The sequence below is a fragment of the Dehalococcoidia bacterium genome (assembly GCA_035310145.1).
Taxonomy (GTDB): domain Bacteria; phylum Chloroflexota; class Dehalococcoidia; order CAUJGQ01; family CAUJGQ01; genus CALFMN01.
In genome coordinates this window covers 20,392-47,376 of record DATGEL010000084.1, presented here as the reverse complement: position 1 = coordinate 47,376, position 26,985 = coordinate 20,392, and the positions used below count along the sequence as shown (strand labels likewise).

The 26,985-nt window shown below is 69.3% G+C and carries 19 protein-coding genes; 13 read left to right on the top strand and 6 right to left on the bottom strand.

The window, feature by feature from the left end; translation table 11 throughout:
* Positions 1-42 precede the first annotated feature (42 nt).
* Positions 43-2,625 (top strand): copper-translocating P-type ATPase, encoded by a 2,583-nt coding sequence (locus tag VKV26_16075; GenBank protein ID HLZ71419.1) that lies wholly within the window; start codon positions 43-45, stop codon positions 2,623-2,625.
* Between the two features lie 209 nt (positions 2,626-2,834).
* The gene (locus VKV26_16070; GenBank protein HLZ71418.1) at positions 2,835-4,034 is read left to right on the top strand and encodes an epoxyalkane--coenzyme M transferase; all 1,200 of its coding nucleotides are present in this window, start codon (positions 2,835-2,837) and stop codon (positions 4,032-4,034) included.
* A gap of 48 nt (positions 4,035-4,082) precedes the next feature.
* Here the strand turns inward: VKV26_16070 and VKV26_16065 are convergent, their stop codons facing one another.
* The 6 genes from VKV26_16065 to VKV26_16040 all read right to left on the bottom strand — a co-directional run bounded on the left by VKV26_16065 (position 4,083) and on the right by VKV26_16040 (position 12,873).
* Positions 4,083-5,387, bottom strand: coding sequence for a Rieske 2Fe-2S domain-containing protein (locus VKV26_16065; GenBank protein HLZ71417.1), 1,305 nt, complete (start codon positions 5,385-5,387; stop codon positions 4,083-4,085).
* 78 nt (positions 5,388-5,465) lie between these two features.
* Positions 5,466-6,731, bottom strand: a complete 1,266-nt coding sequence (locus VKV26_16060) for an aromatic ring-hydroxylating dioxygenase subunit alpha (GenBank protein ID HLZ71416.1) — start codon at positions 6,729-6,731, stop codon at positions 5,466-5,468.
* A gap of 105 nt (positions 6,732-6,836) precedes the next feature.
* Positions 6,837-8,987 (bottom strand): GAF domain-containing protein, encoded by a 2,151-nt coding sequence (locus VKV26_16055; protein ID HLZ71415.1) that lies wholly within the window; start codon positions 8,985-8,987, stop codon positions 6,837-6,839.
* 559 nt (positions 8,988-9,546) lie between these two features.
* Positions 9,547-11,004, bottom strand: a complete 1,458-nt coding sequence (locus VKV26_16050; protein ID HLZ71414.1) for an ABC transporter substrate-binding protein — start codon at positions 11,002-11,004, stop codon at positions 9,547-9,549.
* 52 nt (positions 11,005-11,056) lie between these two features.
* Positions 11,057-11,932: a carbohydrate ABC transporter permease gene (locus VKV26_16045; protein ID HLZ71413.1), complete on the bottom strand. Its 876-nt coding sequence runs from the start codon at positions 11,930-11,932 to the stop codon at positions 11,057-11,059.
* Positions 11,929-12,873 (bottom strand): sugar ABC transporter permease, encoded by a 945-nt coding sequence (locus VKV26_16040; protein ID HLZ71412.1) that lies wholly within the window; start codon positions 12,871-12,873, stop codon positions 11,929-11,931. Before VKV26_16040 ends, VKV26_16045 begins: the two co-directional genes overlap by 4 nt.
* Positions 12,874-13,094: 221 nt before the next feature.
* On the opposite strand from VKV26_16040, the gene VKV26_16035 reads away from it, so the two are divergent.
* From VKV26_16035 to VKV26_15985, 11 genes are all read left to right on the top strand, one after another.
* Positions 13,095-13,934: a sulfite exporter TauE/SafE family protein gene (locus tag VKV26_16035; GenBank protein HLZ71411.1), complete on the top strand. Its 840-nt coding sequence runs from the start codon at positions 13,095-13,097 to the stop codon at positions 13,932-13,934.
* Positions 13,935-14,057: 123 nt separating this feature from the next.
* Positions 14,058-14,516 carry a DUF1634 domain-containing protein gene (locus VKV26_16030; protein HLZ71410.1) on the top strand — a complete coding sequence of 153 codons (459 nt, stop codon included), beginning with the start codon at positions 14,058-14,060 and terminating at the stop codon, positions 14,514-14,516.
* A gap of 354 nt (positions 14,517-14,870) precedes the next feature.
* Positions 14,871-15,968, top strand: coding sequence for a sigma-70 family RNA polymerase sigma factor (locus tag VKV26_16025; GenBank protein ID HLZ71409.1), 1,098 nt, complete (start codon positions 14,871-14,873; stop codon positions 15,966-15,968).
* A gap of 231 nt (positions 15,969-16,199) precedes the next feature.
* On the top strand, positions 16,200-16,397 hold the full coding sequence (locus VKV26_16020) for a hypothetical protein (protein HLZ71408.1): 198 nt from the start codon (positions 16,200-16,202) through the stop codon (positions 16,395-16,397).
* A 290-nt stretch (positions 16,398-16,687) separates the two neighbouring features.
* Positions 16,688-18,700 carry a transketolase gene (tkt, locus tag VKV26_16015; GenBank protein ID HLZ71407.1) on the top strand — a complete coding sequence of 671 codons (2,013 nt, stop codon included), beginning with the start codon at positions 16,688-16,690 and terminating at the stop codon, positions 18,698-18,700.
* Between the two features lie 129 nt (positions 18,701-18,829).
* Positions 18,830-21,706 carry a bifunctional transaldolase/phosoglucose isomerase gene (locus tag VKV26_16010; protein HLZ71406.1) on the top strand — a complete coding sequence of 959 codons (2,877 nt, stop codon included), beginning with the start codon at positions 18,830-18,832 and terminating at the stop codon, positions 21,704-21,706.
* A gap of 88 nt (positions 21,707-21,794) precedes the next feature.
* A complete protein-coding gene (gene gnd / locus VKV26_16005) occupies positions 21,795-22,691 on the top strand; it encodes a decarboxylating 6-phosphogluconate dehydrogenase (GenBank protein ID HLZ71405.1) in 897 nt (298 codons plus the stop codon).
* Positions 22,692-22,790: 99 nt separating this feature from the next.
* Complete coding sequence (zwf, locus tag VKV26_16000; protein HLZ71404.1) at positions 22,791-24,356, top strand: glucose-6-phosphate dehydrogenase; 1,566 nt, start codon at positions 22,791-22,793, stop codon at positions 24,354-24,356.
* 108 nt (positions 24,357-24,464) lie between these two features.
* On the top strand, positions 24,465-25,676 hold the full coding sequence (locus VKV26_15995) for a glucose-6-phosphate dehydrogenase assembly protein OpcA (GenBank protein HLZ71403.1): 1,212 nt from the start codon (positions 24,465-24,467) through the stop codon (positions 25,674-25,676).
* Entirely contained in the window at positions 25,673-26,419 is a 747-nt protein-coding gene (gene pgl, locus VKV26_15990) for a 6-phosphogluconolactonase (GenBank protein ID HLZ71402.1), read from the top strand. Before VKV26_15995 ends, pgl begins: the two co-directional genes overlap by 4 nt.
* Before the next feature lie 11 nt (positions 26,420-26,430).
* Positions 26,431-26,976: a carboxymuconolactone decarboxylase family protein gene (locus tag VKV26_15985; GenBank protein ID HLZ71401.1), complete on the top strand. Its 546-nt coding sequence runs from the start codon at positions 26,431-26,433 to the stop codon at positions 26,974-26,976.
* The last annotated feature ends 9 nt before the right edge of the window (positions 26,977-26,985 follow it).

The window sequence follows — 26,985 nt, the reverse complement described above, 5'->3', positions numbered from 1 at the left end:
CCGCACACGCCGTCCCGGCATTATCTAGAGAGAACAGCAGCCATGACCGCAGCACACCAGCACGCACCGCCGCAGCAGCACGGCGCGCCAATAACCGGGGCCTTCCACGCCGATTTCGCCTGCCTGGAATGCGCCGAGGCAGCGGGGCGTGCCCTGCGCGCCAACCCGCAGATCACCGGCGTGCACGTCGATTACGCCGGCAAGACCGTCCACGTCACCTTTCACGCGGGCAGGATCGACGCCGGTCAGATCAGCGCCCTGATCTCGCGGAGCGCCCGCGGCTGCCGCTGCGCGCCGGCCGGCAATACAAACGCCGGCACGGGCGGCGGGCTGGAAGCGCTTGCCCACCACGCCGATATGGCCGCCGTCACCATGAATACGGCCGCCGACCGCATGCAGTACGAGTTTCCCTCGACCGCGGCCGGCGCCCGGCACGCCGCGGACCATGCAGGCCACGCGGATCATATGCAGCGCGAGGGCCATGCCGCCGCGGCCGTGATGGCGCCCGAGCACGCCGGTCACGCAGTGGCTGAGCACGCCGGCATGCCGATGCCGGCGATGGACCACGGCGCACACGCGGCGCACGGCGGCATGGGCCACGACATGTCCGACCCGGCGATGGCGAAGGCGATGGAGGCGGACATGCGCCGCCGCTTCTTCGTCGCTCTGCTGCTCACGATTCCCACCGTGCTCTTCTCGCCGCTGGCGAAGAACACCTTCGGCATCGAGATCGTGCGCATGAGCGCGGCCAACTGGCTGGCCCTCGTCTTCTCCACGCCGGTCGTCTTCTGGGCGGGCTGGCCCTTCATCGGCGGCGCGGCCAGCTCGCTGCGCTACCGGCAGCTCAACATGAGCGTGCTGATCGCCACCGGCGTGCTTGCCGCCTGGGGCTTCAGTCTGCTGATCACCGTGCTCGGTCAGGGCGAGACCTTCTACGAAGCGGCGGCGATGCTCGTCACCTTCGTGCTCTTCGGCCACTGGATGGAGATGAAGAGCCGCCGGGGCACCACGGATGCCCTGCGCGCCCTCTTCGACCTCGTGCCGCCCAGCGCGATCGCCCTGCGCAACGGTGAAGAGCAGGAGGTGCCGACCAGCGAGCTGGTCGCGGGCGACCGCATCCGCCTGCGTCCGGGCGCCAAGGTGCCGGTCGACGGCGTGTTGGTCGAGGGCAGCACCAGCATCGACGAGTCGCTGGTCACGGGCGAATCGGTGCCCGTGGAGAAGCAGCCGGGCGACACGCTGATCGGCGGCTCGATCAACCGCGCCGGCTCGGTCGTGATGGAGGCGACGAAAGTCGGCAGTGAGACGGCGCTGGCGCAGATCGTGGCGCTGGTGCAGCAGGCGCAGGCCTCGAAGGCGCCGGGCCAGCGGCTGGCGGACAAGGCGGCGGCCTATCTCGTGGTGCTGGCCGTGGGCGCGGGGCTGCTGACGTTCATCCTCTGGTACACGCTCGGCGGCGCCTCGGCGCTCACGGCGCTGACTTTCGCCATCTCCGCCGTGGTGATCGCCTGCCCGGACGCGCTGGGGCTGGCGACGCCGACCGCGGTGGCCGTGGGCACGGGGCTGGGCGCCAGGCACAACATCTTGATCAAAGATGCGGCCACGCTGGAGGGCGTCTCGGAGATCAATGCGATCGTGCTGGACAAGACCGGCACGCTGACCGAGGGCAAGCCGGCGCTCACGGATGTCGTCGTCTCCGGCGCCGGCCCCTGGCAGCCCGGCCGCGAAAACGACCTGCTCGCGCTTGTAGCGTCGGTGGAGCAGGGCTCGGAGCACCCGCTGGCGGCCGCGATCGTGCGCGGCGCAAGCGAGCGCGGCCTGGCGCTCGCCTCGGCGCAGAACTTCACCGCGATTGCGGGCAAGGGGCTGCGGGCGGAGGTCGGCAGCCGGCAGCTCCTCGCCGGCAACGCGGCGCTTCTGGCCGACGCGGGCATTGCGCCCGGCTCACTCGCAGAGACAGCGGCAACCCTTGCAGCGGCGGGCAAGACGCCGATGTACGTCGCCGTCGACGGCGCGGCCGCTGGGCTCGTGGCCGTGGCCGACACGATCAAGCCGAGCGCCCGCCGGCTGATCCCGCTGCTCAAAGAAGCGGACATCGAGGTGGCGATGCTGACGGGCGACAATCGCCGCACCGCCGAGGCCGTGGCCGCCGAGCTGGGTATCGCACGCGTCTTCGCCGAGGTTTTGCCCGAGCAGAAAGCCGGCTACGTGCGGCAGTTGCAGAGCGAGGGCAAGCGCGTGGCGATGGTCGGTGACGGCGTCAACGACGCGCCGGCGCTGGCGCAGGCGGAAGTCGGCATCGCCATCGGCGCGGGCACCGACGTGGCGATCGAGACGGCGAAAGTCGTCTTGATGAAGAGCGACCCGCTGGACATTATGCGGGCCTGGCGCCTCTCGCGCGCCACGGTGCGCAAGATGAAACAGAACCTCTTCTGGGCGAGCATCTACAACCTGGCCGCGATCCCCGTGGCCGCTGGCGTGCTCTTCCCGCGCTTCGGCATCATGTTGCAGCCGGAGTGGTCGGCGCTGCTGATGAGCGCCAGCTCGATCATCGTGGCGACGAACGCCGTGCTGTTGAAGCGCGAGGACGGCGATTTGGTGCGCGTCGGCCAGGCCGCGGCCTGAGCGGCGCCCCGCCGGGCATGGCGAAGCGGGCGCTCTCTGTGCTATGCCGTGTGTGGCCTTCAGGCACGGGACCAAGACATGGTTTCAAAACCTGCACGCATACCGGCGGATGCGCGTGCGGGAGCGCGAGACTGCCGGTTTTGAAACCATCTGTAGGACCGGCTGTTGTGGACCGCCGCGCGGTCCGCGGCAGATCGCAGGAGCAGCAGATGCACCGCAGCAGCGACCGTATCCTCACCACCCACCCCGGCCGCCTGCCCAACCCCGACAACCAGGCCGAAGTGCTCGCCGCGCGTCAGCGGGGCGATCGGCAGGCCTTCGATGCCCAGGTGCAGAGCGGCATCGCCGCCATGGTGCGCCGCCAAAAGGAGATCGGCGTCGACATCCTCAGCGACGGCGAGTTCTGGAAGGTGCGGGACCAGGGATACTACGACAGCCGCGCCTCCGGCATCGAGACGCGGGAGGCGAAGCCCGGCGAGCCGGCCTCCGTGCTCGTCTTCCAGCGGGAGCGGCGCACGCCGGAGTTCCGGGCCTTCTGGGAGATCTACGACCGGGTGGGCAACACGCCGATGCCCGGCGCCGAGATCCGCGGCTTCGGCATCCAAACGCAGCGCTCGGCGATCACCGGACCGCTCACGCCTCGCGCGGCGGACGACATCGGCACGATCACGCACGAGATCGCGGTGTCGAAGGCGGCGATGACGGCCGCCGGCGCCCGGCTGGAGGACTGCTTCTTTCCCGTGCTCAGCCCGAACTGGCTCAGCCACTTCGTGCTCAACGACTACTACAAGAGCGAGGAGGAGTACATTTACGCCCTGGCGGCGTTCTTCAAGAACGACTACCGCGCCGTCGTGGACGCCGGCTTCATCCTGCAGATCGACGACCCGGCGCTGGTCACCCGCTACGGGATGCTCGAGCCGGCGCTGAGCATCGAAGAGTACCGCCGCTTCGTGCAGCCGCGCGTCGAGGCGCTCAACTGGGCGCTGGAAGGGATCCCCGAGGACCGCGTGCGTTACCACACCTGCTGGGGCAGCTGGCACACGCCGCACACCACCGACATCCCCTTTGAGCACGTGATCGACCTGATGCTGATGGTGAAGGCCGGCGCCTACTCCGTCGAAACGGCGGACGCGCGGCACGAGCTGGACTGGCACGTCTGGGAGACGCATAAGCTGCCGGAGGGGAAGGTCTACATTCCCGGCGTGATCTGCCACAAGACGACGACGATCGAGCCGCCGGAGCTGGTGGCCGACCGCATCATCCGCTATGCGAAGCTGATGGGGCGCGAGAACGTGATCGCCGGCGTGGACTGCGGGCTGGGCGGCCGCTGCTACCCGGACATCGGCTGGGCGAAGCTCAAGTCGCTGGCCGATGGCGCCGCGCTCGCCAGCCGGCAGCTCTGGCAGTAGGCGACGCGCGCCGGCCGGCAGCAGTCGTGACGGTGTGTAGACCGCCCGTCAACGCACCCCGGCCGTCTCGTGGCGCGCGGCGTCGGGATCCATCTCCGGCAGCAGCGCGTCGCGCCAGGCCGTGCCGCGCGGCAGGATCGCCTCCCAGGCGCGCAGGGCGTAGTAGCTGTCGCCCGTACCGGGCGGGTCGCCGCCCTCGCGCACCATGCGCACGGCCTGCAGAAGCAGTTGGCGCATGGTGATGATCGCGCGGTCGGCCGGGCCGAGGTGCTCGCGGCTGCGATCGACGATCGGCCCCATGCTCTCCTGCACGGCGCGGTCCTGCTGGTTGATGCCCTCGATGCCGGAGAAGTTGACCGTGCGCTGGCGGGCGCGGTCGATGCCCCAGTCGTTCCAGCGGCCCTGGCGCGAGCGGTAGTCGTTGGCCGCGTCGACGAAGTCCGGGCCGTTGCCGGTGCCGCGCTCCAGCCGCTCCTCGTCGGTCAGCGGCTCCTCGCCCACAACGAGCAGCCAGTTCCAGACCATCGTGTTCTCGTCGTCCATCGGCACCCACATGTGGCCGGCGATCATCGGGTGGCGCGGGCCGCCGCCGAGGCCGCGGTTGGGCACCTGCTGCGGCCGCAACTGGTGGAAGGGCATCACGTAGTGGTAGCCGCGCACGTAGATCTTGTCGCCGTCCAGCTCGCGCACGCCGGCGTAGCGGAAGCCGTAGTCCGTCGTGTCCACTTCGAGAATCGGCGCCTTGCCGCGCACGAAGGGCGAGTCGGGGGAGATGCCGGCGCCGTTGGCGGCCAGCGCCCGGTGCAGGATCGGCGCGTGCGAGGTGTCGATGCCGCCTTCTAACGCCTGCACCCAGTTGCATTCCTGCCAGACCTTGGAGACGTGGCGTTGCGTGGCAGCGGCCCGCGCCCATTCGAAGTGCGGCGGCGGCGGCATCGCCTCGCGCGGGCCGAGGTAGGCCCAGACCACGTCGCCGGCCTCGCAGGTGGGGTAGGCGGTGAGGCGGATCTTTTCGGCGAAGCTCTCCGGCTCGTTCATCTGCTCCAGGCAGTCGCCGTCGGCGTCGAACTTCCAGCCGTGGTAGATGCAGCGCAGGCCGCAGCCCTCGTTGCGCGCCAGCCAGAGCGAGGCGCCGCGGTGCGGACAGTATTCGTCCACCAGGCCGACGCGGCCGCTCGTGTCTCGAAACGCGACCAGCTTTTCGCCGAGCAGACGCACGCGCACGGGCGCGCCGTCCGGCTCCGGCAGCTCCGCGCGCATGGCGACGGGCAGCCAGTAGCGGCGCAGCGTCTCGCCCATGGGCGTGCCCGGTCCCACACGGCTGATCAGCTCGTTTTGCTCGACGGACAGCATCGCTCTGCCTCCCGTGGCGAACTGGATGCGCATCGGCGTTCGGCGTTCATCCTACTCCCGTGCGACGGCGGCCGTGCCTCAGCCGGCCTCCATGCCCATCGCCTGCCGGTAGGCGCGCATCACCTCCGGCGGCTGGCCGGCCTGGAAGACGAAGTCGCGGCCGTAGAAGAGACCGGCCACCTGCTCGTTCAGCAGCTCCGCCTGCGAGAAGCCGTTGACGTAACGCTCACGGTCGATGATCGGCAGCCGTACGCAGGCGTTCTCGGCCGGATCGCGCACCAGCCCCTTCGGTTCGCCGCCGTCGGCAACGCTGCGCGCCTGCTCCAGCAGCTTCTTGCGCATCAAGATGATGCCGCGGTCGCTCTCGCCCAGGTGTTCTTGCGTACGGTCGGCGATTGCGCCCTGGCCAACCCAGGCGATGAAGTCCTGGTTCATCACGTGCGAGCTGATCCAGCGGCCGGTCTTCTCGTCCTTGATCGGCCCGTACCAGTAGGGGATGCGGTCTTGAACGAACGGCTCCTGCTCTTTGGGCACCCGGTTGAAGAACCAGCCGACGCTGAGCATGTGGTCGTCGTCTATGGGCACGCGCCACTCGAAGTGCTCGCCGGTGAACAGCGCATTGGGCCAGAGACAGACGCGGCCCACGGTCCAGAGCGGGTCCGCTTCGGTCGTGTCCTCGCGTACGCGGCGGTAGGTGAAGCCGTACTCGAACTCGTCGAAGCCGAGCTTGAGATGCGTGGGCGAGTAGGCGCCGTGTTCGCCGCGCAGCCGCGCACCCCAGTTGGAGTGCAGCCATTCGAAGTGCACGGGGTCGATCGAGTTCTCCTGTCCCTGGAACCAGCTGCAGGGGACTTCGGCGAAGACGATCTGCACGAAGCCGTTCCGCCAGGTGAACGGCTCCCAGGTGGGCACGAGCGGCGCCGGTGGCGGGCCGAGATAGGCCCAGAGCAGGCCCGCTTTCGCCTCCACGGGGTAGGCCTTGATCGTGACGCGCTCCTTGAAGCGCGCCTCCGGCCGGGCGACCTCCTCGAAGGGCTGCTGGCGGCAGGCGCCGGTTTCATCCCAGAGCCAGCCGTGGTAGTTGCAGCGCAGGCCGCCGTCTTCTGGGATGCCGTAGGAGAGATCGGCGCGGCGGTGCGGGCAGTGCTGATCGATCAGGCCGTACGTCCCGCTCCTGTCCTTGTAGAGGACGAGGTCTTCGCCCAGCAGGCGCACGTTCTTGATCGGCTGGTCGTCCAGCTCGGCCACGGCGGCGATCGGCTGCCAGTAGCGGCGCAACAGCTCGCCCATCGGCGTGCCGGCGCCGGTCTCGATCAGGGCGCGGTTCTCCTCTTCCCTGAGCACGGCCGTGCCCTCCATTCGCAGAATGCTGATCCGTGTCCCCGATTGTACGCCCGGGCTCGCCGGTGAGCCGATCGTCTCGTAGGCGGGCCGCGCCGGCGCAGCACTTCAGGGCAGCCGGGCGCTGACGGCGGGCAGTTGAACGATGACCCTCGTGCCCTCGCCCGGGGCGCTCTCGACCCGCAGGTGCAGCCCGACGGCCGTGGCTCGCTCGCGCATCGAGCGCATGCCCTGCCCGCCGCGGGCGCCGTCGGCTGACGGCACCACCGGCGCGCCCGGGTCGAAGCCGCCGCCGTTGTCAGCCACGCTTACCCGCAGTCCCGACTCGTCCATCGCCAGCTCGACGGCGACTTCGCTCGCCTGGGCGTGCTTGGCCGCGTTGCTGAGCGCCTCCTGCACGATGCGGAAGACGGCCAGCTCGATGTCCGGCGAAAGCCGGAGCGCCTCGGTCGCGCGGTAGCTGATCGCCAGGTTTGTGCGGGTTTGCACCGCCTCCACCAGCTTGGCCAGGGCGCCGACGAGCCCCTCTTCCGAGAGGCTGGTGGGGCGCAGTTCGAACAGCAACGCCCGCATCTCGACCAGCGCCTCCCGCGCCAGCGTGGCGACCCGGTCCAGCGTCTCGCCCAGCTTCGCCGAGCGCTGCTCGTGCTGCGCCTGTGCCGCGCGCGACAGCATCCCCAGGCTGAAGACCGTTTGCGTCACCGAATCGTGCAGGTCCTGGGCAAGGCGGGTGCGCTCCTCGAGGGCGGCCTTCTCGCCCGCGGCGTCGAACAGCCGTGCATTCTCCACCGCCACCGCCGCCTGGTCAGCGATCGCGGTGAGCAGGGCGAGCTCACGCTCGTCCGGTTCCTCGCCGGCGCGGTAGTAGGTCGCCAGCGTGCCCACGGGGCGCTCGCGGGTGACCAGCGGCACCAGCGCGATCGAATCCCAGCTCACCTGCTTGGCGAAGGGGTGAATGGGCCGGTACGCCGGCCGCTTGAGCAGCCCCCGCCACACCTTGCGCGAGACGCGGGGCCGGCGCTCCAGGAAGACGCTCACGTTATCCGAGGGTTCCTCGCCGCGCACGATCCGGTTGTAGGCCGCCGCATAGCCCCCCGGCAGGCCGTGACTGCCGGCGATGCGCAGCCGCGGCGGATCGCCGTCCGCCAGCAGGACCGCGCAGGCAACGGCGCCGCTCGCCTGCACCACGCGGCCTGCCAGCGCGTCGAGCACCGTGTCCAGCGCCCCGCCCAGCGCGACGCTGGCGGCGATCCGCGCCAGGGCCGTCGCTCGTCTCACCGCCTCCTGGGTTTGCTCGTACAGCCGGGCGTTGTCGATGGCGACGGCGGCGTGATTAGCGATCGCGGCGGCGAAGCTGGCATGCTGTGCGGTATAGAAGCCGGGGGTGCCATGCGAGAGGGCGATGAAGCCGGCCACCTCCCCGCGGGAGATCAGCGGCACGGCCATCCAGGCGCGGATCGCCTGCAGCCGCTCGCCCAGCAGCCGGCCAACCACGGCCCGGTAGGCGCGCGAGTAGGTCGTGTCCTCCTGCATGTCCGCGACCAGCACGGGCTTGCCGCGGCTGAGCGTCCGCCAGATCGCTTTGCCCCGTGACAGCGGGATGCGTCTCCCTTCGATCTCCGCGCCCAGCGAGCTGCCCGCCCGCGATCCGGCGCGGTTGGCGAGCACGACCAGCACATCGCCGTCGCGCCGGGCGACGGTGGCGCCGGCATAGTCGGCGACGTGGCGCAGCTCCTGGAGGATGAGGTCCAGCAGCCGCCGCAGGTCCAGGGTCGAACTGAGGCTGCGGGCGACCGACAGCAAGGTCGTCAGGTGCGCCGCCTGCTCGTCTTCGCCGCGCGGCGTGCCGAGGTCGCGGATCAGCGCGATCAAGAACGCGCCGCCGGCCGCATCGTCGCGGCTCAGGGTCACGTCCACGGGCAGATCGACACCGGAGGCATGACGCATGACCAGGCGGAGCGGCTGGCCTTCCGGCGTTCCTCCATCCTGGCCGGCCGTCGTGGCGCCGGTCAGCACGGCGCGAACCAGTGCCGGGGTGCGCCCGGGAAAGAGTGCGGAGAGACGCAGGCGGGCGGCTTCCTCCGTCGCGTAGCCAAAGAGCGCCGCGGCCGCCGGGTTCCAGAGGACGATGCGACCCCTGGGCGCGGTGGTGACGACGATGGCACCCCGGCCCTGCCACAGAATGCGTCCGATGCCGAGCAGATCCAGGCCGGATGGCCCGGCAATCGCCGCCGATCGGCGCGAGGATGAGCCGCTCATGGAGCCTTCCACGCAGCACAGAACATATGCGCCATTATCGCGCCCGCTGCCTGCATGATAAAGCGGTTCGTCAACTGGCTGTGCCCCTCGCGCCAGCATCGCTCTGCTGAGCGCGGCCTGCCAGGAGAAATCGCCGTTTCCGGCCGCTGGAGTGAGTCTGAGGCAGCATTCAGGCAGGATCGTCGAGCTCAGTGGCGCTGAGCACGCTGGAAAAACGGCGCCGGCTGTGAGACCATTGATCTTACCGAAGGCACGGCGACGTGCCCGAGGGACGAAGCCCGGAGCGGCCGCGAGGTTGCTTCGGGCTTTTCGTATGCCTCGCGGGATGCCGCCGCCCGCCTCGACCAGCCCTTGCGGGCCTCGATCGGGCGCGGCGGGACCAGCACGGGTGCAGATCGGCCGGCGCGCCGTCTTCATCCAGCCGGACGAAGCTTGCGGTGTGAGGACCAGGCGCTTGGCGGGCCGCGCCAACAGACTCGCCATCTGCTGACGCGCCCCAGGAGATCGCCCCGCTCCCTCCCTATTCCTGGGGGAAGGAGCGGGGCCGCGCCGCCCGGCGTCAGTGGCCGACGGCCTGATTGTACTGCTGAATCTCGCCCGTCACCGTGCCGGCCGATTTGTCCAGCGCCTGCTGCGGCGTGGCCTGGCCGGCGAAGACCGACTCAAAGGCCGACTGATTGTCCTGCCGCGCCTGCACGAAGATGCCGAGCAAGGCTCCCTGCGTCGCCGGGTTCAGCGGGCTGGCGTGCAGTTGGTCGATCGCCGTCTGGAACTGCGGGTACTTCGCCAGCCAGTCCTTGTCCGACTGCACGTCGTAGGCGGCCTTATTCGGCGGATAGTAGCCGGTGCTCACGTGGAAGAAGGCCATCTGCTCCGGCTGCATCAGCCACTTGATGAAGTCCCAGGCGGCGTCCTGCTCCGCCTGCGGGTGGTCCTTCATGATCCAGAGTGAATTGCCGCCGATGATTGTGCCCGCGGCCTTCGGGTTGTTGGCCGGGCGTGGGTAGAAGGTCGTGCCCACCGGGAACGTGCCCTGCGTCGAATCGATCACCTGGCGCAGCGCCGCGGTCGAGTCCACGACCATCGCGATCTTGCCGGCGAAGAAGGCGGCCTTGGTGTCGCTGGAGTTGCGGCCCAGGTTCGCCGCCGTGCCGTCCTTGATCATGTTCGCCCACCAGGTGAGAAAGGCGACGCCCTCCGGCCCGTTGAAGGCCGCCTTGTCCGCCGGCTTGTCGCCGCGGCCGTTGCTCGGGTCGGCGAAGTAGGCGCCCTGCGTGGCGAGGCTCTGCTCCATGTACCAGTCATCGATCGGCAGGGCGATGCCCTTGACGTCGCCCTTGGTCAGCCTCTTGGCGGCGTCGGCCACCTCTTCGAACGTCTTCGGCGGCTTGTCCGGGTCCAGCCCGGCCGCTTTGAACATGTCCTTGTTGTAGTAGAGGATCGGGTTCGACGTGGCCATGGGCATCGAGTAGAGCGTGCTGCCGACCTTGTAGTAGCCGAGCACGTTCGGCTCGAAGGTCGAAAGATCGAACTTGTCCTTGTCGACGAAGGTCTGCACCGGCGTCACGTCCTTGCTGTCGACCATGAAGCGCGTGCCGATGTCGTAGATCTGGATCAGGTCCGGCGTGGTCTTCGTCTGCAGCGCCTGGCGCAGTTTGTTGATCGTGTCGTCGTAGCTGCCCTGGAAGACGGCATCGACGTGCACCTTCTGCTGCGAGCTGTTGTACTTGTCCACCAGCGCGTTGAGCGCGTCGCCGTTGGTGCCGCTGAAGGCGTGCCAGAAGCTGATCTTGACGGCGCCGGGCGCGGCGGCCACGGTGGGCCGCGGCGTGCCGCTGGGCGAGGCGGCCGCGGCGGCGCCGCTGCTCGCGGCAGGGGCTGCCTGCGTGCTGCTGGCGGCGGCTGCCGGCGCCGTGCTGCCGCCGGCCCTGCTGGAGTTCGTCTTGTTGTTGTTGCTCGAACAGGCGACGGCCAGCAGCGCCGCCAGCAGTACAACGATTCCGAAACGGTGTTTCATCGAGTTCGCCTCCTCACTGATTCGAGTTCCGCCGGGCGCTCGCGGCGTACGCTCACCCCTTCACCGCGCCGCCCGTCAGGCCGCGCACGATGTGGCGCTGCGCCAGGATCAGCAGCAGCATCGTCGGCAAAAGGGCCATCACCGTGCCGGCCATCGCCAGGCCGGGATCGGACGCCTCGTTGCCGACAAGGGCCTTCAGGCCGATCTGCACCGTCTGCATGCTTGGCTTGTTCGTGGCCAGCAGCGGCCACAAATACTGGTTCCAGGCGGCGAGAAAGGCGTAGGCGGCCAGCGTGGCGAAGGCCGGCCGCGAGAGCGGCAGCACCACGCTCCACAGCGTGCGCAGGTGGCCGCAGCCGTCCACGCGCGCCGCGTCGAGGATCTCCTTCGGCAGGCTGAGGAAGAACTGGCGCAGCAAGAACGTGCCGAAGGCCGTGGCGGCAAAGGGCACCGCCAGCCCTTGATACGTGTTGATCCAGTGCAGGTGCAGGATCGTCTGGAAGTTGGGAACGATCGTCGCCTCGGCCGGCACCATCAGCGTGGAGAGGAAGAGGAAGAACAGGATGCGCCGGAAGGGGAAGCGCAGGAAGACGAAGGCGTAGGCCGCCAGCGCCGCCGTGGCCATCTGCGCCAGCGTGATGCAGCTGGCCACGACGGTGCTGTTCAGCAGGAAGCGCCACATCGGCACCACGCGAAAGACGTGGCGGAAGTTGTCGAAGGTCGGGTGCAGCGTGACGAAGTGCGGCGGCACCGTCGCCACTTCGTTGGCCGGCAGGATGCTGGTGATCATCGCCAGGTAGACCGGCAGGATGATCACCAGCGCCGCCAGCGTCAGCGCGAGGTAGCGCAGCAGCGTGCCGACCCGCAGGCGGCGGCGCGCCGGCCGCCGCAGCGTTTGTGTCTGGATGGCAGGAAGCGCGGCCGTCATCCGTAAAACACCTTGCGCTCGGCCACGCCGAACTGAACCGCCGTGAACAGCAGGATGATCACGAACAGGACGACAGCCTGCGCCGACGCGACGCCCGTGGCGCCGAAGTTGAAGAAGGCGTTGCGGTAGATCGCGTAGACCAGGGTGAAGGTGGCGTTGTTCGGCCCGCCCTGCGTCAGCAGATCGATCTGGCCGAACGACTCGAAGGCGCGGATGCTGGCGATCACGATCACGAAGAAGAGCGTGGGCGAGAGCATCGGCAACGTAATGCTGAAGAACTGGCGCACGGGGCCGGAACCGTCCACGCGGGCGCTCTCGTACAACTCCTCGGGAATGCCCTGCAGGCCGGCGAGCAGCACGATCGTGTTGAAGCCGAGCTGCAGCCAGATCGTGGCGATCGAGACGGAGAACAGCGCCCAGTGCGGCGAGGTCAGCCAGTTGATGCGGGCGATGTGCAGCAGCGAGAGCGCCCAATTGAGCACGCCGATGCTGGGGTTGAACAGCAGAATCCACATCAGTGAGGCGACGGCGACCGAGGTGGCGATCGTCGAGGAGAAGATCGTGCGGAAGATGAAGATGCCCCGCAGCCGCGCGTTGGCGAGCAGCGCCAAAAGCAGCCCCAGGACCACGCCGCCGGCGACGGTGTAGAGCGCGAACAGCGCCGTGGTCACCAGCGCCGTGTGGAACTGGTCGGAGCTGAGCACGCGGCGGTACTGGTCCGTGCCGACGTAGACCTGGCCGGTGCCGAAGGGGTTGCTCACATAAAAGCCGAGATAGACCGACTTGACCAGTGGATAGAAGACGAACGTGCCGAAGACGAGCAGCGACGGCGCCAGGAAGAGGTAGCCCGTCGCAGCCTCGGCGGCGTAGGACAACCGCCGGCGCAGCGCCGCGCCCAGCGCCGGCCGCTCCGGCGCCGCCACCGTGGCGATATTGGACACGCCGCCTCCCTGTTCCGGTCCGCTTCGCTCCGGTCGCTCGCCCGCGGCCGGCCGATCCTGCCGCCCGACCACCCCGCGGCAGTATATCCGCGAGGTGTTAGCGCATCATAAACAGGGCGTCTGTTGCTGGCAACGGCAGCACGGCGCCGCAACGCCGCCCGCGGTTCGCTCGCGCTCCGATATCTCTGTTCCCTATTTCCTGACCCCGATACCCTGAGCACGTGGCGCCGCTTGTCTACATCCTGATCGTGCTGCTCGTCGCCGTGGCGGCGGGGCTGCTCGGCTCGCTGCTGGGGTTGGGCGGCGGCATCATCGTCATTCCCGCGCTCACCACGTTCCTCGGCGTCGATATCCGCCTGGCGATCGGTGCCAGCATCGTCTCCGTGATCGCCACCAGCTCCGGCGCCGCCGCGGCCTACGTGCGCGACCATCTCTCCAACATTCGCGCCGGCATGTTTTTGGAGCTGGGCACGACGACGGGCGCGCTCAGCGGCGCCTACCTCGGCGGTGTGCTGGCCGGACGGGCGCTCTACCTGATCTTCGCCGTTGTGCTCGGCTACTCGGCGCTGGCGATGTTCCGCAAGCGCCGGGAAGAGGCGCCGGCGCCGTTCGTGCCGGATCACATCTCGCAGCGCCTGCGGCTGGCCAGCAGCTACGAGGACAAGGCGCTGGGCCGCGTGGTCAGCTATCAGGTGACCGGCGCCCTGCCGGGGCTGGGGTTGATGTACATCGCCGGCGCCGTTTCCGGCCTGCTCGGCATCGGCAGCGGCGCGCTGAAGGTGCCGGCGATGGACCTGGCGATGCGCTTGCCGATCAAGGTCAGCACGGCCACCAGCAACTTCATGATCGGCGTAACCGCGGCGGCCAGCGCCAGCGTCTATTTCGCCCGCGGCCAGATTCACCCGGTGCTGGCGGCGCCGGTGGCCGTGGGCGTGCTGCTGGGCGCCACGGCGGGCAGCAAGCTGCTGGGCGGCCTGCGCGGCCGCACCGTGCGCAAGGTCTTCCTCGTGATTCTGCTGATCATCACCGTGCAGATGTTTCTCAAGGGCCTGGGAGGCTGACCGATGCCCGACGCCGAGCGGCCGGCCCCTATCCCCCGAGCCATCGCTTCGCCCCCAATACCAGGGGAAGGGGAGATCGATCGCGGGGCGAGTGAGGCTGCGGGCGGGGCTGATGCAGCAGTTGTGGACGCGGACGGAGCGCAACGCGACCGCCAGGGCCCGCCCGTGTTGCGCCCGCCCGGCGACAGCGCCGTCGAGTTGATCATCTCCTGGTTGCTGCGCATCGGCGTCTGGAGCAGCATCGCGATCATCCTCTTCGGCTTCGCGTTGCTGGTCGGGCAGGACCACGCCGCGCTGCTGCGCGCGCACAAGGGTGGCCTCGAAGGGCTGCTGAAGGACGGCCTGCCAGGCGAGCCGCTGCCCGCCGCGAGCTACGGCGGCGTGCTCGACTCCGTGCGCCGCGGCCAGGCGTTCGGCGTGATCTCACTGGGTCTGCTGGTGCTGCTGTTCACGCCGGTGATGCGCGTGGCGATCTCGATCGTCGCCTTCGCCGTTGAGCGGGACCGGCTCTATGCGCTGCTCACCAGCGTCGTCCTGCTGCTGCTGCTTGCCGGCATCGTGCTGGGCAAGGCCGGCGGATAGGGGATAGGGAACAGAGGGAGGAAGGGCCAGGGTTCGCGGGCGTTCGCAGCGCCTGGCACATTAGCACACTCGCGCGCCGCACGTGGGGTGGGGCGGCCAGGCGCTGCACACCCGGCAAGCGTGCGCGCCTCATCCGCCCGTCCCCCTCACCGGTCCCCTGTTCCCTGTTCCCTCGTCCCTCATCCCTGCAAAGATCTGACACCGATCCGACGGTTATGCAAATTTTTAGGGCAAACCCCTAATCACAACCAGGGGAGGCCGCGCAGACAATCGGGAACGAGGCCGAATCGGTGCGCCGCTGCCGAAACACGACAGGAACGGCGATCGACGCACCGGGTCCGAGGCAGGAGCGGTATGGATACTGCAACGATCCGCGTCGTCCCGATCACGTCCCCGGCACCGCCCACACGAGAGACCCTGGACGCCGAAGACGCCGCCGCGCTGAGCGCCGCTGCCGATGCCCTGATCGCCGCCGCGGACGCCGGCGCCGATCCTGATGCCGACGCCAACGAGTCCGAAGCCGGCACGACCATCGCCGAGAATGCGCCGGCGCGGCGCCGCGCCGAACGGTACGCGCGCATCGCCGCCCTCAGCCCGCAGCAGCAGGCCGAGCGCCAGGCGATGATCGCCCGACATCTGCCGCTCGCCCGCTACGTGGCCAACGCGATGTCGCGCCACACGGGCCAGAGCGTGCTGCTCGACTACGACGATCTGCTTTCGTACGGCATCGAGGGGCTGATCGCCGCCGTCGATACCTTCGACGCCGATCGTGGCCTCAAGTTCAGCACCTGGGCGGTGATGCATATCCGCACCACGATCCAGGATGCGCTGCGCACCCTGGACCCGTTGCCGCGCAGCCTGCGTGCCAAGGGCAAGGAGATCGACCGCGTGGCCGCCGACCTGGCGCACGCCAGCGGCCGCTGGCCCGAGCTGCCCGAGCTTGCGGAGGCGCTCGGCCGCCCGCTCGACACGCTGCGCCGCACCATGCAGGCGCTCGGTCACACCGTCGTTTCGCTCGAACAGGTAGACGACGGCCACAACGGCGCCGCGACCGGCGGCGACGAGGCCGGCTTCAGCCTGTTGAACCTGCTGGCCGACGAAGACCCCGACGTCAGCCCCAGCGAGCGGCTGGAGCAGCGCGAGCTGAGCCGCCTGCTGATCGACGCGATTCGCTCCCTGCCGCCGCGCGAGGAAGTGTTGATCGACGCGCACTACTGCCGGGGCAAGAGCATGCGCGAGGTCAGCCGCATGCTGTTCATCAGCGAGTCGCGTGTCAGTCAGCTGCACGCCCGCGCGATCAAGCTGCTGCGCGAGTTCATGCAGCGTGCCCTTGCCGTTGATCCGGCGCCGGCGGCCGCCGCGAAGCGCGGCCGGCGCGCGGCGGCCCAGCTCGCCGCCCGGCGGCCGGAGATGCTGCCCGTCGCCGCCACGCTGGACAGCCGCGCGGCGTAAGCACTCCACGGGGCGTCTCCGCATTCCGCTGCAGGCCGCCGGCAATGCTGCCGGCGGCCTGGTTTGTGTCCACGTTCCGCGGCGCGCCCGCGCAACTGTCCGCCAGCCGACAATGCCACCGTCCGCCGGACGACAACCCGCCGCGCCGCCCGGCCGCACACTCAACACAGCGGTAGGCAGGCGCGGCCGCCAGGCGGCCCGCGCGGTTCGCAGCGATACCGGAGGACGGCCATGAACTTCTACGATGTCGAGTGCCGCCAGCTGGAACACCAGCTCCTGATCGCGCGCATGAGCCGTGAGCTGACCGCCTCCGAGATCGAAACGGGGCGGCTCAAGAACCGTCCACTCGTGCGCCTGCCGGCCCGCCTGCGCTCGCTGCGGCTGCCGCGGGCGGTGCGCGGCCTGCCGCTCGTTGGCCGGCTGGCGTAGGCAGCGTCTCTCGGCCCCGCCAACCCTGCGCCGCTGGAGCAAGTCGCTCCAGCGGCGCTTTTCGCGCGCTGCGCCGCCGGCGCCTCTGATCACTCCCATGGTCAGGCGAAGCCGTTTGCTTCGCGCTGTAACATGAAGATGGCGCGGCGCTACTGGGCAGGTATGTCATGCGCCTTGCGGCGCTGAGCGGTACGATCATCCGGGCGCGAAGCGAATCGCGCATACTGGTAGGCAGCGTACACACGGCGAAGCGAACAGACGGGCGCCCAGGCGCCGGGGCAGGAGCGACCGTGGCAACCGCGACGAGCATCGACCAGCTCTGCATCAATACGATCCGCGTGCTTTCCGCCGACGCGGTGCAGAAGGCCAACTCCGGCCACCCCGGCCTGCCGATGGGCGCCGCGGCGCTGGCCTACGCCCTCTGGCAGAACCACCTGCGCCACAACCCGAAAGATCCCAACTGGCAGGGCCGCGACCGCTTCGTGCTCTCCGCTGGCCACGGCTCGATGCTGCTCTACAGCCTGCTCTACCTGACCGGCTACGACCTCTCGCTGGATGACATCAAGCAGTTCCGCCAGTGGCACTCGAAGACGCCCGGCCACCCCGAGTACGGCGACACGCCCGGCGTCGAGGTGACGACCGGGCCGCTCGGCCAGGGCTTCGCCAACGGCGTCGGCATGGCGATGGCGGCGAAGCACCTCGCCGCCGTCTACAACCGCCCCGGCCACGCGATCGTGGACGACTACATCTACGGCATCGTCTCCGACGGCGACCTGATGGAAGGGATCTCGCACGAGGCCGCTTCGCTCGCCGGCCATCTTGGCCTGGGCAACCTCATCTACCTGTTCGACGACAACCACGTGACGCTGGACGCCCCGGCCGACTGGTCGGTGAACGACGACCAGCCGAAGCGCTTCGAGGCCTACAACTGGCACGTGCAGTGCGTGGACGGCATGGATGCCGACGCCGTGGACGCGGCGATTCGCGCCGCGCAGGCGGTGAAGGACAAACCGTCGCTGATCGCCTGCCGCACGATCATCGGTTACGGGGCGCCGCACGTGCAGGGCACGAGCGAGGCGCACGGCAAGGCGCTGGGCGAGGACGAGCTGCGGCTCGCCAAGCAATTCTTCGGCTTCAACCCCGACGAGCATTTCGCCGTGCCCGCCGAGGCGCTGGCGCACATGCGCCGTGCCGTCGATCGCGGCGCGCAGCTGGAAGCCGAGTGGAACGAGAGGTTCGCCGCGTACGAGAAGGCCTTCCCCGAGTTGGCGGCGCAGTTCAAGCGCGTGATGGCGGGCGGGCTGCCGCGGGGCTGGGATGCGGATGTGCCGCTGTTCACGCCGGCCGACGGCGCCATGGCGACGCGCTCGGCGCAGGGTAAAGTGCTGAATGCGCTGGCGCCGAAGCTGCCGGAGCTGTTCGGCGGCTCGGCCGATCTCTCCGGCTCGACCGACACCGACATGAAGGGCATGGGCGTCTTCCAGAAGAGCAGCCTCGACGGGCGCAACATCTACTTCGGCGTGCGCGAGCACGCGATGGGCGCCGCGCTCAATGGCATGACGCTGCACGGCGGCGTGCGTCCCTTCGGCGCGACCTTCCTGGCCTTCTACGACTACATGCGCCCGCCCGTGCGCCTGGCCGCGCTGATGGGCATCCCCGCGACCTTCGTCTACACACACGACAGCATCGGCCTCGGTGAAGACGGCCCCACGCACCAGCCGGTCGAGCAGCTCGCCGGCCTGCGCTCGGTGCCGAACCTGGTGATGCTGCGCCCCGGAGACGCCAACGAGACGGCCGAGGCCTGGAAAGTCGCGCTGCAGCACAAAGACGGCCCCTGCGCGATCGTGCTGTCGCGGCAAAAACTGCCGATCATCGACCAGGCGCAGTATGGCAAGGCGAGCGGTGTGGCCAGGGGCGCCTACGTGCTGGCCGAGGCCGACGGCGGCCCGCCGCAGGTGATCCTGATCGCCACCGGCTCGGAGGTGCAGCTTGTCGTCGAGGCGCGCGCGAAGCTGGCGGCCGAGGGCATCCGCGCCCGCGCCGTCTCGATGCCGAGCTGGGCGCTGTTCGAGCGGCAGCCGCAGAGCTACCGCGACGAAGTCCTGCCGCCGCCGGTCACGGCCCGCGTCTCGATCGAGGCCGGCTCGCCGCAGGGCTGGCGCCGCTGGGTAGGCGACCGGGGCATCGTCATCGGCCTCGATCACTTCGGCGCCTCCGCGCCCGGCGAGATCGTGATGGCGCAGTTCGGCTTCACCGCCGACCACGTCGTCGCGGCCGCAAAGAGCCTGGTCCGCGCACCGTAGCGCGGCGGCGGCTACTGGAGGGCGCACTATCATGGCTGTGGAACAGGCATCTCCAACCAACTGCGCCCTTCGCGACGAGAGCCTCGACAGACGGCGCCCCGGTCTGTAGATCCAGAAGGAGCAAACCCGATGGCCGCGAAGAAACTGAACCCGCTGCAGCAGCTCGCCGTGCACGGGCAGGGCTTCTGGTACGACAACATCCGCCGCAAGTTTCTGCAAGACGGCACGCTCGCCGGCCTGCGCGACAACGACGGCCTGCGCGGCGTCACCGCCAATCCGACGATCTTCCAGCACGCGATCGCGGCGGGCGACGACTACGACGACCAGATCCGCGAAATGGCGCGCAAGGGCGCCGATCCGAACGCGATCTACGAGCGGCTCGCCACGGACGACGTGCGCACGGCCTGCGACATCCTGCGCCCCGTCTACGACGCGACGCACGGTGAGGACGGCTTCGTTTCGCTCGAAGTTGCGCCCGGCCTGGCGCGGGATACGGACGGCACGATCAAAGAGGTCAAGCGCTTCTGGCAGATCGTGAACCGGCCCAACCTGATGGTGAAGATTCCCGCCACGCGCGAGGGCGTGCCCGCGATCGAGCACTGCCTGACCGAGGGCATCAACATCAACATCACGCTGATCTTCGCCGTCGAACGCTACATCGACGTGGCCCGCGCCTATGTCCGCGCCCTGCGCCTGCGCGCCACGCGCGGCCAGCCCGTGGACCGCATCGCCTCCGTCGCCAGCTTCTTCGTCAGCCGCGTCGATACCAAGGTCGACAAGATGCTCGACGAGAAGATCGCGGCGGCGAAGGGCGAGCAGAAGCGCGAGCTGGAGGCGCTGAAAGGCAAGGCGGCGATCGCCAACGCCAAGATCGCCTACGAGGACTTCAAGAAGATCTTCTACGGCGACGAGTTCCGCGACCTGCGCGAGAAAGGCGCCCGCGTGCAGCGCCCGCTTTGGGCCAGCACCAGCACCAAGAACCCCGCCTATCGCGACGTGATGTACGTCGAAGACCTGATCGGCCGCGACACCGTGGACACGATGCCGCCACAGACGATCGATGCCTTCCGCGACCACGGCGTTGTCGCCGACACGCTCGATACGGGCCTGGCCGAGGCGCACGAGGCGATGCGCCGGCTGGCGCGGGCCGGCATCAGCATGACGCAGGTGACGCAGGAGCTGGAGGACGAGGGTGTCGCCTCGTTCTCCGCCTCGATCGACGAGCTGTTCGCCGGCATCGCCGCCAAGAGCGACGTGATGCGGGCAAACCTCGCGGCGCGGCAGTCGGCCTCGCTCGGCGCCTTCGAGAGGAAGGTCGATGGGGCGCTGGCCGCGGCCGAGAAGAGCGGCGCCGCGGGCCGCGTCTGGAAGAAGGACGCGACCTACTGGAAGCCGAACGCGAAGCCGGACGACCAGGAGCTCTCCGGCTGGCTCGGCTGGCTCACGGCGCCGGAAGCGGGGCTGAAGGCGCTGGACGATCTGAACAGCTTTGTGGAAGAGGTGCGGCAGGAAGGCTTCAGCGACGCCGTCGTGCTCGGCATGGGCGGCAGCAGCCTGGCGCCCCTCGTCTTCGCCGAAACGTTCGGCAAGCGCGAGGGCTATCCACGCCTGCATGTGCTGGACAGCACCGACCCGGCCAACGTGTTGGCGGTTCAGCAGACCGTGAACCTGCCGAAGACGCTGTTCATCGTCTCCAGCAAGTCCGGCAGCACAACGGAGCCCAACACCTTCCACGCCTACTTCTGGGAGCAGGTGAAGCGGGCCGGCGTGCAGGAGCCGGGTAAGCAGTTCGTGGCGATCACCGATCCGGGCAGTTCGCTCGAAGCGGCGGCGAAGCAGCAGGGTTTCCGCCGCGTCTTCTACGGCGACCCCGAGATCGGCGGGCGCTACTCGGCGCTCTCGCCCTTCGGCCTCGTGCCCGCGGCGCTGGCCGGCGTGGACGTGAAGACGCTGCTGGAGCGAGCGCACGTGATGGCCGAGGCCTGCGCGGGCGCCGCCGCCCCGAGCAACCCCGGCCTCTGGCTGGGCACGATCCTCGGCACGCTGGCGCAGAACGGCCACGACAAAGTCACGTTTCTCGCTTCACCGAAGCTCTCCAGCTTTGGCCTCTGGGGCGAGCAGCTCCTGGCCGAGAGCACGGGCAAGGAGGGCCGCGGCCTGATCCCGATCGCGACCGAAGCGCCGGGCAAGCCGGCGGACTACGGCGCCGATCGCCTCTTCGCCCTGATCGAGCTGAAGGGCAACCGCGATGCCGCGCTTGAGCGCAAGGTCAAGGCGCTCGAAGCGGCCGGCCAGCCGGTGGTGCGGCTCACGCTGAACGATGCGCTCGACCTGGGCGCGGAGATGTTCCGCTGGGAGTTCGCCACGGCCGTCGCCGGCTCGATCCTCGGCATCAACCCCTTCGACCAGCCGAACGTGCAGGAGAGCAAGGACAACACGAAGCGCCTGCTGGCCGAGTTCGAGACGAAGGGCAGCCTGACCGAGCCGGACCCGACGGCGCGGCGCGACGGTCTGGCGCTCACCGCCGGCACCAGCAACGGCGCGAGGGCCGGCGGCGCGAACGGCGCTTCGGGCGAGCACGCCTTTGCGGAGACGCTGGCCGGCTTCCTCAAGGGCGTGAAGCCGGGCGACTACCTGGCGATCATGGCCTATCTGCCCTACGACGAGGCGATCGAGCACGAGCTGCAGAAGCGGCGCATCGTCCTGCGCGACGCACTCAAAGTCGCGACGACGCTGGGCTACGGGCCGCGCTTCCTGCATTCCACCGGCCAGTTGCACAAGGGCGGGCCGAACAGCGGCGTCTTCGTGCAGATCACGGCGACGGCGAAGCGGGACGCGCCGGTGCCGGGCGAAAAGTACAGCTTCGCCGTGCTCGAAGCGGCGCAGGCGCTGGGCGACCTGCAATCGCTGGAGAAGCACGGCCGCCGCGCCCTGCGCCTGCACATCGACGGCGACGTGGTCAACGGTCTCGCCGCCCTCACCGAATCGCTGACAGCAGTGAAGTAGGCATTCTCCCAGCCGCCGGCCATGCGGCACAAACCACAGATCTCCCCCTCTCCATGAAATGGAGAGGGGGCCGGGGGGTGAGGCCACGATGCAACTGGGAATGGTCGGCCTGGGCCGGATGGGCTTCAACATGACGGAGCGGCTGATCCTCGGCGGGCACCAGCTCGTCGTCTACGACCGCAACCCGGACACGGTGAAGTCGGCCGTGGACAAGGGCGCCACGGGCGCGGGCTCGCTTGCCGAGCTGGTGAGCAAGCTCTCGCCGCCGCGCGCGGTCTGGATCATGGTGCCCGCCGGCGCGCCGGTGGATCAGACGATCGACGAGCTGTTGCCGCTGATGGCCGGGGACGACGTGATCATCGACGGCGGCAACTCGATGTACAAGGACACGAAGGCGCGAGGCGAACGCGTCTCCGCCGCCGGGCTGCACTACCAGGACTGCGGCACCAGCGGCGGCATCTGGGGCCTGGCGAACGGCTACTGCCTGATGATCGGCGGCGAGAAGCCGATCTACGACCGCATCGAGCCGATCTACAAGACGCTGGCGCCCGAGGACGGCTACGCCTACATGGGGCCGAGCGGCGCCGGCCACTTCGTCAAGATGGTGCACAACGGCATCGAGTACGGCATGCTCCAGGCCTACGGCGAGGGCTTCGAGATCATGCACGCCTCGGAGTACAGCCTCGACCTGCACCGCATCTCGCAGATCTGGCAGCACGGCAGCGTCGTGCGCTCCTGGCTGCTGGAGCTGGCCGAGCTGGCTTTCGCCGCCGAACCGGACCTGAAATCCGTGCGTGGTTATATCGACGACTCGGGCGAAGGCCGCTGGACGGTGCAGGAGGCGATCGACCGGAGCGTGCCCGCGCCGGTGATCACGCTCTCGCTGCTGGCGCGCTTCGCCTCGCGGCAAGACGAGTCGTTCGGGGCAAAAGTCATCGCCGCGCTGCGCAACGAGTTCGGTGGCCACGCGATTCATAGGGAATAGGGGGAGAGGAAATAGGAATAAGCAAATAGAAAATAGGGGCGCGTCGCTTCGTTCTCCTATCTCCTATTTCCTCGTTCCTATTTCCTCGTAACGACCGGCATGACGACACGCACCACCGAACGCCGGCCGCGCGGGTCGCGCGCCAATCCGCTGCGCGAGGGCTTGCAGCGCCAGCGCACCGCGCCGCCGGCGACGATGATCATCTTCGGCGCCTCCGGCGACCTGACCAAGCGCAAGCTGGTGCCGGCGCTCTACAACCTCGCGCTGGAGCACACGATCCCCGGCGAATTCACGGTCGTCGGCGTCTCACGCAGCACGCTGAGCGATCAACAGTTCCGTGGCGGCATGCGCGACGGCGTGGACCAGTTTTCGCGCACCGGCAAGGCGAAGCCCACCGTCTGGGACGGCTTCGCCCAGGGCCTCTACTACATCCCCGGCGACACCAGCGATCCGGGGACGTTCCACAAGCTCAAGACCGAGCTGGACACGCTCGACAAGCAGCGCGGCGCCAGCGGCAACCGCATCTTCTATCTCTCCACGCCGCCCGGCATCTTCGGCGAGATCATCGAAGGACTCGGCGCCGCCGGCCTCAACAAGCAGGACGAAGGCTTCTCGCGTATCATCATCGAGAAGCCGTTTGGCCGCGACTACGACACAGCGCGCGAGCTGAACGAAGAGATCGCCGGCTGCTTCGCCGAGAGCCAGGTCTACCGTATCGACCACTATCTCGGCAAAGAGACGGTGCAGAACCTGATGGTGCTGCGCTTCGCCAACGGCATCTTCGAGCCGGTCTGGAACCGGCGCTACATCGACCACGTGCAGGTCACGGTGGCCGAGAGTATCGGCATCGAGGGGCGCGGCGGTTACTACGAGACCTCCGGCGCCCTGCGCGACATGCTGCAAAACCACCTGATGCAGCTCATGACGCTGGTGGCGATGGAGCCGCCCGCCCGCATCGACGCCGACGGCGTGCGCGACGAGAAGGTCAAGGTGCTGCGCTCGATCCGGCCGCTCTGCAACGGCGGCAAGGTGCGCGACGTGGTGCGCGGCCAGTACGGCCCCGGCTGGGTTGAAGGCGCGCAGGCCGGAGGCTACCGCGAAGAGCAGGACGTTTCGGCCACCTCCGCGGTCGAGACCTACGTGGCGGCGCGGCTGTTCGTGGACAACTGGCGCTGGGCCGACGTGCCCTTCTATCTGCGCACGGGCAAGCGCATGCCGCGCCGCGTGAGCGAGATCGCGGTGCAGTTCAAGCAGGCGCCGCACCTCGCCTTCGCCAGCCAGGCGGTGACGCAGTTCCGGCCGAACGTGCTGGCGCTGCGCATCCAGCCGGACGAGGGCATGTCGCTGACGATCGGCGCCAAGGTGCCGGGCTCGCAGATGCAGATCCGCTCGGTGAACATGGACTTCTCCTACGGCGCCGGCTTCCTCGTCGACCCGCCGGAGGCGTACGAGCGGCTGCTGCTCGACTGCATGCTGGGCGACCAGACGCTGTTCAAGCGCCGAGACGAGGTCGAAGAGGGCTGGAAGATGTTCGATTGCGTGCTCGATGCCTGGGCGCAGGAAGAAGAGCCGCCGACCTTTCCCAACTACGACGCCGGCACCTGGGGGCCGCGCGACGCCGACCGCCTGATCGAGCGCGACGGCCGCCGCTGGCGCACGCCGTAGGGAGGAACGAGGAAATAGGATAGAGGAAGTAGAAAATAGGGTGCCAAGTTTCGCTATTTTCGACCGTCTACATGCTATCCCCTCGTTCCTTGTACAAAGAGGCAGTTTGTGACGACGAGTCAGACGACAATCTCCGCAGATGGCCGCGAGCCGGCGGACGAAGGCTTCTGGCAGACCGAGGCCAGCGACGTGCCCGGCATCGAGAAGGCGCTCGCCTCGCTGCGCAAGCAGTACGCCAGCCCCGCCGCCGCGAGCGAGGGCCAGGCCGGCACGCGCAACAGCGTCGCCAACCTGGTGATCTACACCGGCTCGGAGGAGGACGCGGCGCGGGCAACAGCGGTGATGACCGAGCTGGCGGGGCGGCATCCTTCGCGCACGATCCTGCTGATCGCCGACCTGGCGCCCGGCACGCCCGGTGTCCATGCCAGCGTCTCCGCCAGTTGCCGCCTCGGAGCCGGCCGGCGCATCTGCTACGAGGAGATCCGCCTGCGCGCCGCCGGCGCTTCCGGCCCGCACCTGCGCAGCATCGTCGATCCGCTGCTGATCTCCGATCTGCCGGTGTTCCTCTGGTGGACCGGCGATCCGCCCTTCAGGCACGACGCCTTTCTTGCGCTGGCCCGGCTCAGCAGCCGTGTGCTGATCGACTCGGGCAGCTTCCGTACGCCCGCCGCCACGCTGCAGCGGCTCGGCCGCTTCATGGAAGACGACACGATCGACGTGCCGGTGGGCGACCTCAACTGGAACCGCCTGGCTCCCTGGCGCGAGATCCTGGCGCAGCTCTGCGACCCGCCGACAGTGGGCGAGCTGTTGCCGCAGATCCGCCGCGTGCGCATTGAGCGCGCGACACGCGGCGAGAGCAACGAGGCGCCCACCGCGCAATCGTTGCTCCTGGCCGGCTGGCTGGCGTCGCGGCTCGATTGGGAGCCGGGGCGCGCGGCGGAAGAGACGTTCTCCGGCGCCTACCGCCTGCGCTTGCGCTCCGCCGCCCGGGACGTCGTGGTCGAGCTGCGCGGCGAATCTGCCCGCGACGCAAGGCCCGGCGACGTTCAGGGCACCTACATCGAGGCGGACAGCGGCGAGCATCGCGCGGCGATTGACATAACCTTAGCCGGGGAGCAGGAGCACGCCTTCACCAGCGTCAGTCTCGACGGCGCCAGGCCGAACGAACGCAGCGTGCGTTTCCCCGCGCCGGACGACGCCACCTTGCTCGGCGACGAGATCGACCGGCTCGACGCGGACCGCATCTTCGAAGAAGCCGCCGAGATGTCCGGTCGCCTGGCCGCCCTGCTGCCCGCGAACGCGGACGAGGGCCCGGCGTGAGCGAGCGCGAGCTGTGCCTCTTCGACACCCCGGCGGCGATGGCCGCGGCCGGCGGAGATCTGTTTGTGCGGCTTGCGGCCGAGGCGAGGGCGGCCGATCGGCCGTTCAGCGTCGCGCTCTCCGGCGGCTCGACGCCGCGGGCGATGTTCGCGTGGCTGGCGCAGCCGGATCAGCGCGATCAGGTAGATTGGGCCAGAGTCGAGGTCTTCTGGAGCGACGAGCGCGCCGTGCCGCCAGGCGATCCGCAGAGCAACTACGGCATGGCGAAGGCGGCGCTGCTCGACCACGTGCCCGTGCCCGCGGACCGGATTCACCGCATGCCGGCCGGGCAGACGCCGCTCGTCGCCGTGGCCGACGCCTACGCCGCCGAGATCCGCCATTCGCTCGGCGTCGGCCGGGCGCGCACGCCGCGCCTCGATCTGGTGATGCTCGGCATGGGGCCGGACGGGCACACGGCTTCGCTCTTTCCAGAGACTGCAGCCTTGGAAGACCGGCATCGCCTCGTCGCTGCCAACCACGTGCCGAAGCTCGGCGCCGAGCGGCTGACCTTCACGCCGAAGCTGATCAATGCCGCCGCGCACGTGCTCTTCTTGGTCGCCGGCGAAGACAAGGCCGCGGCGCTGCACGAGGTGCTGGAGGGCGAGCGCCGGCCGTCGCTCTATCCGGCGCAGCTCGTAGCGCCGGAGAACGGCACGCTGCACTGGTACGTGGACGGGGCCGCGGCGGCGCGGCTGGCAGGATGAGGAGGCCGCCCATGCCCCGTGTGCCGTACCGCGACCGCGACGCCGTGCCCGACGACATCGCCCAGATCATGGACCGGCAGCAGGCCGAGCGCGGCTACGTGCTCAATCTCTACCGTGCCCTCGCCAACTCGCCGGGGCTGCTGCGCGGCTTCGGCGGGCTCGGCGGCTACCTGCGCAACGGCTCGAAGCTCGATGCGGCGCTGCGCGAGCTGGCGATCCTCACGGTCGGGCGGCTGGCGAACGCGCCCTACGAGTTCGAGCACCACGTCGAGTGGGCGAGGAAGGCCGGGATCAGCGCCGAGCAGATCGCCGCACTGGGCGAGTGGGCCTGCTCGCCGCTGTTCGACGAGCGGCAGCGCGCGGTGATGCGCTATGCGTGGCAGGCGACGGAGCAGGTGCGCGTGGCCGACGAGGTGGCCGGGGCCGCCAAGCAGTTCCTGGACGACGAGCAGTTCACCGATCTCGTGGCCGTCGTCGCCTTCTACAACATGGTCGTGCGCGTGCTGGAACCGCTGCAGATCACGCTGGAAGCGGCGTTCCTGGCGAAGGCGCACTGAGCGAGCCGC